Source organism: Chelatococcus sp. YT9 (assembly GCF_018398315.1).
Taxonomy (GTDB): Bacteria; Pseudomonadota; Alphaproteobacteria; order Rhizobiales; family Beijerinckiaceae; genus Chelatococcus.
In genome coordinates, this window is record NZ_JAHBRW010000001.1 from 2,621,920 (window position 1) to 2,631,808 (window position 9,889).

Annotated in this window: 8 protein-coding genes; 3 read left to right on the top strand and 5 right to left on the bottom strand. The window is 64.1% G+C overall.

The window, feature by feature from the left end; translation table 11 throughout:
• Window positions 1-51: 51 nt before the first annotated feature.
• The 3 genes from KIO76_RS11980 to galU form a co-directional block, all read right to left on the bottom strand.
• Entirely contained in the window at window positions 52-336 is a 285-nt protein-coding gene (locus KIO76_RS11980) for a hypothetical protein (RefSeq protein WP_213323488.1), read from the bottom strand.
• A 254-nt stretch (window positions 337-590) separates the two neighbouring features.
• Window positions 591-950 carry a GIY-YIG nuclease family protein gene (locus KIO76_RS11985; protein WP_213323489.1) on the bottom strand — a complete coding sequence of 120 codons (360 nt, stop codon included), beginning with the start codon at window positions 948-950 and terminating at the stop codon, window positions 591-593.
• Window positions 951-1,437: 487 nt separating this feature from the next.
• On the bottom strand, window positions 1,438-2,358 hold the full coding sequence (gene galU, locus KIO76_RS11990; protein WP_213323490.1) for a UTP--glucose-1-phosphate uridylyltransferase GalU: 921 nt from the start codon (window positions 2,356-2,358) through the stop codon (window positions 1,438-1,440).
• A 342-nt stretch (window positions 2,359-2,700) separates the two neighbouring features.
• On the opposite strand from galU, the gene kdsA reads away from it, so the two are divergent.
• The 3 genes from kdsA to KIO76_RS12005 are packed head-to-tail and all read left to right on the top strand — an operon-like array spanning window position 2,701 to window position 5,359.
• On the top strand, window positions 2,701-3,612 hold the full coding sequence (gene kdsA / locus KIO76_RS11995) for a 3-deoxy-8-phosphooctulonate synthase (RefSeq protein WP_213323491.1): 912 nt from the start codon (window positions 2,701-2,703) through the stop codon (window positions 3,610-3,612).
• Entirely contained in the window at window positions 3,609-4,352 is a 744-nt protein-coding gene (locus KIO76_RS12000; RefSeq protein WP_213323492.1) for a 3-deoxy-manno-octulosonate cytidylyltransferase, read from the top strand. The genes kdsA and KIO76_RS12000 overlap by 4 nt, the downstream gene beginning before the upstream one ends.
• A complete protein-coding gene (locus tag KIO76_RS12005) occupies window positions 4,352-5,359 on the top strand; it encodes a KpsF/GutQ family sugar-phosphate isomerase (RefSeq protein WP_213323493.1) in 1,008 nt (335 codons plus the stop codon). Before KIO76_RS12000 ends, KIO76_RS12005 begins: the two co-directional genes overlap by 1 nt.
• Here the strand turns inward: KIO76_RS12005 and KIO76_RS12010 are convergent.
• Together KIO76_RS12010 and KIO76_RS12015 are read right to left on the bottom strand one after the other, a co-directional pair.
• Complete coding sequence (locus tag KIO76_RS12010; protein WP_213323494.1) at window positions 5,329-7,968, bottom strand: glycosyltransferase; 2,640 nt, start codon at window positions 7,966-7,968, stop codon at window positions 5,329-5,331. The genes KIO76_RS12005 and KIO76_RS12010 overlap by 31 nt on opposite strands.
• Window positions 7,969-8,031: 63 nt before the next feature.
• Window positions 8,032-9,744: a tetratricopeptide repeat protein gene (locus KIO76_RS12015; RefSeq protein WP_213323495.1), complete on the bottom strand. Its 1,713-nt coding sequence runs from the start codon at window positions 9,742-9,744 to the stop codon at window positions 8,032-8,034.
• Window positions 9,745-9,889: the final 145 nt, after the last annotated feature.

The window sequence follows — 9,889 nt, forward strand, 5'->3', positions numbered from 1 at the left end:
TCGCACCGCGTTTGGATGTTTTGACCAAACGTAGCGCGATCTAGGCTGCTCTCAAGCGGTCCGGTTCTTCAGCGCGCCGATGATCGCGGTCAGCAGGGCGCCGCCGGCGCCGCCGCTGATGATATTGGTGATGATCCCGCCAATGCTGAAATTGCCTGTCTGGGCTGCGGCAACAACGCTCGGCCAGATCAAGGTGACGATCTGGCCGAGGACCCCGCCGCCGACGAGGCCGGCGATGGTGTTGCCCATCGTGCCGAGATCGAACTGTGGTGACGCCTTGCCGGCGGCGTTGCCGCCGAGTGCGCCGGCGATCAAATTGATAATGAGTTGTTCCAAGCTTTCCTCCCGTGAGGCAGCCCTCTACTTGTATTAACCGAATCTACTTGAGATGGTTAAGTAGGCAGCGTGAGCATGGCGGTTTTCAGCCACGCTTGCAAGACCTTCGAGCAACAGTCAGCCGCACGGCGGCAGCGTGAAGAGGCCATCGTGCTCTCAGCGTGTTGGCGTTGCCCATGTGCTGCCCTATTCGCGGCCGCATTGTTGTGGCCTCTCGCGCGGTGTGGTCCGCGGATAGGTGCCGGCCTTGTCGACTATTGGCGAAGAGCCGTCGCGGGCTCTGCCGTGCGCCTGCGCCGTTCCCGGATTTTGCCGGCGCCGCGGATATTCCAGGGCAGATCGTAGTGGGCGATAAGGCCGACTTCGAGACCGGCGCTGGCATTGACCGGCCATCCGTTCCAGCTGCTGTTCGGTGGTGCGATGGTGAGAATGTCGAGAAACGCGGAGCTTTCCAATGCCTCGACAAGCAGGGCTTGCATGCGAAGATGTGTCGGATCGCTGGCGCCTGGGCTCACATAGGCCGAGAAGCGGCTGTTAAGGCCGGAAGCGGCGATGCCAACATAGAGCGCCCGCTCGCCCTGGACAAAGGCGTAGACGCCCGGCTCCTTGGGCAAGGGGCGTTCCAGCGCGAGACGCCCGCTCGCTGGCTTGACCCAGCGGCTCGCGTGCACAAAACCACCGCTGACAAGAGCTTTGGCGGTTAGATGAGGCTTTCCTCGTGTAGGCTTCAGCGATCCATAGCAAGTGGCATATGCTTTTAAATCGACACGCGAAGAATTATCGCCGCCTTCGACGATACCTGAAAATATCATTGGTCATCCCCCGGACCTGCACGTCATGGGCATGGCTGAAAAGCGTTGCAGGGGTCGTCTAAAAAAATCGACGTGATGAAAATATCGACATACGACTGATGCCCAAGCACAGGTTAACCATCGTTATCTGTGTCGTCTATACGAAATCAAAGAAAATTTGCATGGGCAGGTTCTCGATCATTAAGAATGATCCAACGGCCCGCGTTGATGGCTTTCCAGCAAAGCCCGGCGACATCAGTCGTCGGGCTCGCGGCGGTATGATAAGGGCGGCTTCCGTTGAGCCGGCGGTTCAGCGGCTCAAGATCGCGTTGATATCCTGCCTGAGGATGGGAGCGATGTCGGGCCTGTCCATGGCATAGGCGACATTGGCGGCGAGGAAGCCTGTCTTGGAGCCGCAGTCATAGATGGCGCCGTCGAAGCGGGTGGCGTAGAAGGGCCGGGTCTTGGCGAGCGTGAGCATGGCATCGGTGAGCTGGATCTCGCCGCCGGCGCCGCGCTCCTGGGTGGCGATCAGGTCGAAGATCGCCGGCTCCAGGATATAGCGGCCGGTGATGTGCAGGTTCGAAGGCGCGGTGCCCTTCGGCGGCTTCTCGACCATGCTGGTGATCTTCGACACCTTGGCCTTGGCATCCTCGACGCCTACGATGCCATACTGGTGGGTCTGGTCCTCGGGCACCGGCGCCACCGCGATATGGTTGCCGCCATGGGCCTCGTAGGCGGCGATCATGTCGGCGAGGCACGGCGTCGCGCCGTGGTGGAGCATGTCCGGCAGAAGCAGCGCGAAGGGCTCGTCACCGACGATCTCGCGGGCGCACCACACCGCGTGGCCGAGACCGAGGGGCGCCTGCTGGCGGGTGAAGCTGGTCTGGCCGGGGCCGGGCAGGTCCTCGAGCAGCGCCTTCAATTCCTTGGTCTTGCCGCGGGCCTCGAGGGTGCGCTCCAGTTCGAACTGGCTGTCGAAATGGTCCTCGATGACGCTCTTGTTGCGGCCGGTGACGAAGACGAAATGCTCGATGCCGGCGGCGCGCGCCTCATCCACCACATGCTGGATCACCGGCCGGTCGACCACGGTGAGCATCTCCTTCGGCATCGCCTTCGTGGCCGGCAGAAACCGCGTGCCAAGTCCCGCGACCGGAAACACGGCCTTCCGGATGCGGCGGGGGGAGGCGGTCTTGGCGCCGGTATGAGCAGAGACTGTGGTTGCGGTCATGATGCTTGCGTCGAACTCCGGCTGAGACGGGGTGCTGCTCCCGCCTGTTCAATTGCATGCAAATAGGGCGAAATCTGAACCGCATGCGCGGCCGCCCGGGCTCCTCGCCGCGTGATCTTAGGCATTCGCCCATTCATGGCAATCCGCGGCCGGTGCTGATCGTAAATCTCCTTCATTAATCTTATGCTTATGGCGAGCGACGACAATTCCGCGCGGCGCGCTGCCGCCTCATAGTTGCCGCACGGAACCCGTGCAGCTATGCAGGGGACGATGAGTTGTCGGGTGGCAAGAATGAGCGACCGGCGACATGTTGGAAGGGGCGACATGCCCGGAATGAGGCCCATGACCCAATCTCCTCTTGACGTGGTTGAAATTGGTCGCAGACCGTCAGGACAGATCTCGACCTCTCCCGTGCGGATCGGCAATGGTCTGCCGCTTGCCGTCATCGCGGGGCCCTGTCAGATGGAAAGCCGCCAACATGCGCTGGAAACGGCCCATGCCTTGAAGGAGATCGCCGAGCGGCTCGGTATCGGCCTCGTCTACAAGACCTCATTCGACAAGGCCAACCGCACCAGCGCCAAGGCTGCGCGCGGCATTGGCCTTGCCGATGCCTTGCCGATTTTCGCCGACATCCGCAGCAGGGTTGGCCTGCCGGTACTGACCGACGTGCACGACGCACGCCAATGCGCTGAAGTGGCTGAGGTCGTCGATGTTCTGCAGATTCCGGCCTTCCTCTGCCGGCAAACGGACCTGCTCTTGGCTGCCGCCGCGACGGGGCGTGTGGTAAATGTCAAAAAGGGGCAGTTTCTCGCGCCCTGGGACATGAAGAACGTCGTGGCGAAGCTGACCGGCGCCGGCAATCCCCAGGTGCTTCTCACCGAGCGCGGCGTATCCTTCGGCTACAACACGCTTGTCTCGGACATGCGCTCCCTCCCCATCATGGCCCGTACGGGCGCGCCTGTGATTTTCGATGCGACCCATTCGGTCCAGCAACCTGGCGGCCAAGGTGACAGCTCGGGGGGGGAGCGTGAATTCGTGCCGGTGCTTGCCCGCGCCGCGGTCGCGGTTGGGGTGGCGGCGGTCTTTATCGAGACACATCAAGATCCCGACCATGCGCCATCGGATGGCCCCAATATGGTTCCACTGAGCCAGTTCGAGGCGCTGCTCGGCTCCCTCATGGCCTTCGACCGCTTGGCGAAGACCCATTTGACCAAGGACGGCATCCAGGCTGTCACGAAAGGACAACAGGCGTGAACCCGATCGTCGTCATACCCGCGCGTCGTGCAGCGACCCGGCTGCCGGGCAAGCCCTTGGCGGATATTGCGGGGGAGCCCATGATCGTGCATGTCTGGCGCCGCGCGATCGAGGCCGATGTCGGGCCTGTTCTTGTGGCGACCGATGATGATGAGATCGCGGAGGCGATCCGCGGCGTTGGCGGCGACCCGGTTCTGACGCGCTCCGACCATCCCTCGGGGTCCGACCGTGTTTTCGAGGCGATCTCGCTGCGGGATCCGGATCAGCACTACGACGTGATCGTCAATATCCAAGGGGACTTGCCGACGGTTGCCCGCGATACGATCCGGGACGCGATGGCGCCTCTGACTGATGCGGATGTCGCGATCGGCACTCCCGTGGTGGAGATCACCATTGAGGAAGAGAAGACCGCGCCGAGCGTGGTCAAAATGATCGGTTCGCCGATTGGCGCACGCCGTTTTCGAGCCCTCTATTTCACCCGTGCTACGGCGCCGTCCGGTGACGGCCCTCTTTATCATCACATCGGCCTTTATGTGTGGCGCCGGGCCGCGCTGGCCCGGTTCATCGCGCTGCCGCCATCCCCTCTCGAATTGCGAGAGAAGTTGGAACAGCTGCGCGCGATCGAAGCAGGCATGCGCATCGATGCCGTCGAAGTCGACGCGGTGCCTTTGGGCGTCGATACGGAGGCTGATCTCGAACGCGCGCGCCGCATCTTCGCAGAAACGGCGGGGGTGAGGTGATGGCGGAGCTCTCTGTCGTCGCCTCCGCCGGCCTCCGGAGCCCCGATGATGCACTCGACGTCGCGCGTCGGACCCTGCGCCTTGAGATGGATGGGCTTGCGGCCATCAATGATGCCCTGGGCGGCGAAACCGGGGAGCGCCTGCGCGAGGCGATCTCTCTTATCCACAGGAGCTCCGGCCGTGTCATCGTGACCGGTATCGGCAAGTCCGGGCATATCGGCCGCAAGATCGCGGCGACCCTCGCTTCGACAGGCACGGCGGCCTATTTCGTGCACGCGGCCGAGGCGAGCCACGGTGATCTCGGGATGATCCACGACACCGACGTGGTGCTGGTGTTGTCCTGGTCTGGGGAGACGGCGGAGCTTTCCGATATCATCGACTACACGCATCGCTTCAAGGTGCCGCTGATCGCCATCACCTCACGGGAGAGCAGCACCTTGGCGCGCGCGGCGGATATCGCGCTGGTGCTGCCCGCCATGCCGGAAGCATGCCCCAACGGGCAGGCGCCTACCACGTCGACGCTCATGCAGCTGGCGGTCGGTGACATGCTGGCCACTTGCCTCCTCTCCAACCGCGGCTTTTCGGCTGATGATTTTCGCCGTTACCACCCCGGCGGCAAGCTGGGCGCACGGCTGAAGCGCGCCCGGGACGTGATGGTCCAGGGTGAGGCGATGCCCCTGGTTGCTGCGGATGCAAGCTTGTCGCAGGCGGTTCTCACCATGTCGTCGAAGCGACTGGGCGTAACCGGCGTTGTCAATGCCGATGGCGACCTCGCGGGGCTCATCACGGACGGCGATCTGCGCCGGACTTTCAAGAACGGCTTCACCGACTGCCCGGTGGCGGATGTCATGACCCGCAAGCCCATCACGGTGACGGAGGATACGTTGGTGCAGGAGGTGCTTGCGCTGATGAACTCCGCGAGCATCACCGTTCTCTTCGTGATGAATGGCAAGCGGCCCGTCGGCGTCATCCATATTCACGAGCTGCTGCGCATCGGTGTCGTCTGACGGCGGCCTCGACCGGGCAGGCCGTAGAGCCCAAGCAACTGGTCGACAACCGCGTCCAGGCTGAATGTGCCGTGGACATGGACCGGCGCGCATTGCCGCGCTTTGGCGCGCCAGGCGGGGTCACGCAGGATGCGGATGACCGCATCCGCATAGTCCGCCGGAGAGCGTGCGGCGACGACAAGGCCGCTTTCGCCGTCGGCGATGGCCTCCGCGACGCCACCGACATCGGTGGCGACGACTGGCACGCCGAAGTGCTGCGCTTCGATGATGGCGTTGGGGATGCCCTCGCGCTCGGACGTGAGCAGTTTAACGTCCATGACCCGATACCAGTCGCCGACATTTGAGACCCGGCCTGGCAGGTGGAGCCGGTCGCGAAAGCCATGGTCGGTGCTGAAGGCAGCGACCGCGTCAGTCATGTCGCCGTCACCGATGATGAGAAAATGCGCCGTTGGCACAGCGTCGAGGATCAGGCGCGCGGCTTCCGCCCACCACATCGGGCGCTTTACCGGCTGCAGGCGGAACGAGCCGCCGATGACAGGCGTGGCCGGATCCTCGATGCCGAGCGATTCACGCAGTGTGGTGTTTCGGCTTACATCGAGGCCTAACGCGGCGAAGTCGACCGCATTGTAGATCACCCGAAAGCGGCTGGCGTCGGGCCAGTCAAGCCATTGCTGGTCCGTGCGACAGCCGGCCTGCGAGTTGTTCAGGATCACGAAATCAGGCCGCTCAAGAAGCCGACGGTAGCAATGCCGCATGGGGCGGAAGTGCGTGGCCGTCTGGTGGCTGTTCTGCGCCCAGTAATCCGGCGACAGAGAGCCCCGATGGATGAAGAAATGCGGCACGCCCACGATATGGCACGCCAGCGCTGCCGCATGCATGTCCTGCCAAATATGGACGGCTTGCGGCCGGTGATCCCACAAGGCCCGGCATAGCCTGATGATATCCTCTCTCATATTGTGGGGCAGAAGGGCGATCGCCCGAACCAGGCGAGGGCGATTGGCGAGTTCAGCCAGTTCTCTCGCGACATCGCTTGGGCACGCCCAGTCGCGGCCATAGACATGATGCGCGACGGGAAGGGCTTTCACTGCGTCGAAGAAAAAATCGTCGCCTGCCTTGAGGTGAACCGAGCGAATGAGCAGCGTGAGCTGGACGATACGGGGTTCTTTGAGCAGACGCCGCACCATCGTCTGGGTCTGGCGTTCGCCTCCGCCTTGCCCGAGGGAGCCGGACACCATCGCAACATGGCCTAGCTTGGGTGTGTAGGGGTTGGGGCGGGCAGCCACCTCTTCCATGATCACGTCGACGAGACATTCGGGAAAACGCAACGGCTCGGACCCCGCGCCGCAGAAAGTTACGACATCCAGCAACTGCCGGTGGCGACGGACATAGAGCGAATTGTTGTCGACCGCTCTGGCGAGGCTAAATGCTTCCAGCGCTTCCCCGTGAAGATGATCTCGCATCAGCACGAGAGCGCGCTCGGCATGGATGTCGATCGGAACGCTGGAAGCGAGGCTGGCCTGACGGGCTGCGATGTCGAGATGGCACAGAGCAGTGCGGCAATCGTTCCGGGCGAGCGCGCAGCTCGCGGCGAGCCAGGACGTGAGCACCCCGGGTTGGCGATCGGTGAGGCACCGCTCGATTGCCATAATGCCCGTGGCGTCGCCATGCCGTTGGGCGCATTGAACGAGATGGCGCATGGCTGCGACGACCGCACTCTGTTCGCTTGCGGGCTGGGCGTCGGGCAGAGCCCCGTTCGTGAGCCACGACGCGATTTCCTGCGCGAGGGCGAGGTCATCGCCGGCTCCCCGCAGGGCAGCAAGGAGGCCACGGCGGTTGGCGGCATCCGAACGCAGGGAGAGGGCCTTGCGCCACCAGCCGACGGCTTCGCCGTGGTTTCCGGCAGCGCCGAGAAGGAGCGCTGCGAGCGCTGCGCCGTCCACCTCCTGGCTATAGTCTGGCGCGATCGCCGCGATGAGCCCGAGGACACCCGCGTTCTCTTGAACGGGAGACGGTAAACGGGACGCAAGATCAACCAGAATCGCGAGAGCCGCGTCGTAGCGCCTGTCCTCAGCAATTTGCCGCAGCAGGGACAGGATGAGGTTATCGTGGCCGCTGATCAGATCGGCCAGACGCCGTTCCATGCCTTCGCACAGGCCATCGCCGCGCTCGATGTGGTTGAGCCATTGCAGCAGCGAAGGGCCGTGCAGCCGGGTGAGGTCCTCGCTCTCGGCGGTGGGGAGGACAGTCCGCGCGCCTTCGAGCGCGGTGAGCAGTGCCAAGCCGTCTCGCGCGGTGGCAGCGCTGTGAACACTGAGCAGCACCTCCTGAGGCCGCGCTTCGGCAATCTTGAGGGCTGGGGCTGGCTCTACCTTGGGCTGATGCGTGGCCACTGCCTGGGCATCCAGCGCCCGGATCCTTCCCAGGCAGTGGCGGGCCTCCGCATCGCGCGGAAGGCTGCGCAGCAGGCTTTCCCACACGAGCCCCGCTACTTTGTACTCGCCGTGTTCCATCAGCAGACGCCCCCGCTTGCGTAGGGTCAGCACGTGCCGTGGCCATCGGGAGATCAGAGCCGGCCCGGCTGGCGGAACAAACAGGGAGGGCGCGCGCATGGCTGGAAGTCCGCTTTTGCTTCGCGTCAGGAACGAGCTTCAAATGGGGCGCAGCAATGGGGTTCAGGTGGCTCGGCTCTCTCGGCCGTTCGGCCCACGCGGGGCGTTCACGTGAAGGACGGCGTCTTGGCTCGCGTTGAGGTCGGGCGCCCTTGCCCCAAGTTGAGCCAGCATGGCCTGCGCCTCCACATGGTCCGGCTTTTCAGCCAGGATGGCGGCGACGATGGGTTGCGCCTCCGTGAGGCGGCCCGAGCGCATATAGCACCGTGCAAGTTGCAGCCGGCACATGGAGACCATTGCCGGATCGAGTTCACCCAGCCTGTTCCAGGCTGTGATGGCGAGATCATACTGGCGCCGCGCCATCGCAGCGCGACCGGTCAGCAGATGCACATCGGCATCGTCGGGCCGCAGCGATCGCGTTGCCGCCTGAATAGCGAGTATCGCCTCCCAATCCGCGGACTTAAACGCCGCTCGCATCGCCTGCAGCAACCGGCGGCCAACGTGCTCGGTGCGTCGGGCGAGGTCGGGATCGTCGGGCGATAGCGATTGTGCAAGCATGAGAGCTTCGACCGCTTCGGTGAGGGCTCCGGCGTCGATCAGCCTGCGCACATGCTCAAGCATGCGCCGCGGCATCTGGGCGAGCATCTCCCGTGCCTCTGGATTGCCCGGGACCAATTCCAGGACATTGCGCCAGTGGGGAAGGGCTGCGGCGTGATTGTCGCTGCGATCGAGCGCGCGGGCAAGCTGGACATGCGCCTCCACTAGCCGGGGGTTGGCCGCGATCGCGGTCTGCCATAACCGCGCCGCGGCGTGCCAATCCCGCTGCCGCATCAAGAGCCTGCCCAACTGGATCCGGCTGTCGAGATCGCCGTCATCGAGCTGCACGAGCCGTTGAAACGCCTCTCGGGCGGCTTCCCAGTCCTGCGCATGCAAAGCATCATGAGCAGTGAGATGAAGGGTCCGCTTGATGCGCGCCTTGCCGCGGGCAGCCGGACCATCGCCGGGATCGGCCAGGAGAATGGCCGTGTGGTCCTGAAACGCCTCATCAAGATGCCCTGCGCGCTCCTGCGCCATTGCCCGTGCGGCAAGGACGCGCAGCGCTTCCTCGGTTGCTTGTCGGATCGCCAGGGCCCGACTTGCGTCGGACCCCAGCTCTCCCTCCAGCGAGGCGCGGGCCAGGGCCGCAATACCGCGATAATGGCGGGCTTGGCGGAGCGCCTCGAACCGGCGCCAGGCAGCGGCCGGATCCTCTGTCACCAAGCTCGCGAAGAATGCGGCAGCGGCCTCGCAGCGTCCTCGCTCAAGCGCCAGTTGCCCCAGGAGATCAGCGCAGAGGGCCGTGCGTGGTGTCAGCTCGGCGAGGCGCTCGCCTGCCTCATCGGCGCCGGCGGCATCGCCGCTGCGGTGGAGGGCGCGCGCGAGCTGGAACTGCGCCTCCGGCCAGTCGGGGCGCCCCTGCGCGACGACGGCCCAAGCGGCCGCTGCAGGTGCCCATTGCCGTTCGGCGTTGTAAGCGCGGGCGCGGAGCAGCTGGCCCTCGGCATGTGTTGGCGCCAGCGCAAGCAGGCGGCGTGTCCAGCGGTCGAGATCACGCCAGTTGCGGGTGGCGTAGCTCACGCGGCAAAGGCCGAGTAGTGGCGCCTCGGCACGAGGCTCGGCGGTATGGGCGAGCACGAAAGCCGCTTCAGCTTCTCGATAGGATTGCTCTTGAAGCAAACGCTGGCCGGCGCAAAGCGCACCCTCGGCCCTGGTCGGGAACAGGTCCATGATGCCCATAAGAATTCTCCAAAATATAGTATTAGTCTATAAGAAAATCTAATTATCTTAAATGTGACGCGGATTTCCGCCGTGATCACGGCTCTTAAAGCGAGAGAGAACGGTATATCTATGCAGATGACTGTATTGCGCAGTTGATATGGTA

Coding starts and splice junctions, on each gene's coding strand:
- KIO76_RS12010 (WP_213323494.1), bottom strand. CDS start 7,968: ATGCGCGCGCCCTCCCTGTTTGTTCCGCCAGCCGGGCCGGCTCTGATC.
- galU (WP_213323490.1), bottom strand. CDS start 2,358: ATGACCGCAACCACAGTCTCTGCTCATACCGGCGCCAAGACCGCCTCC.
- KIO76_RS12015 (WP_213323495.1), bottom strand. CDS start 9,744: ATGGGCATCATGGACCTGTTCCCGACCAGGGCCGAGGGTGCGCTTTGC.
- KIO76_RS12005 (WP_213323493.1), top strand. CDS start 4,352: ATGGCGGAGCTCTCTGTCGTCGCCTCCGCCGGCCTCCGGAGCCCCGAT.
- kdsA (WP_213323491.1), top strand. CDS start 2,701: ATGACCCAATCTCCTCTTGACGTGGTTGAAATTGGTCGCAGACCGTCA.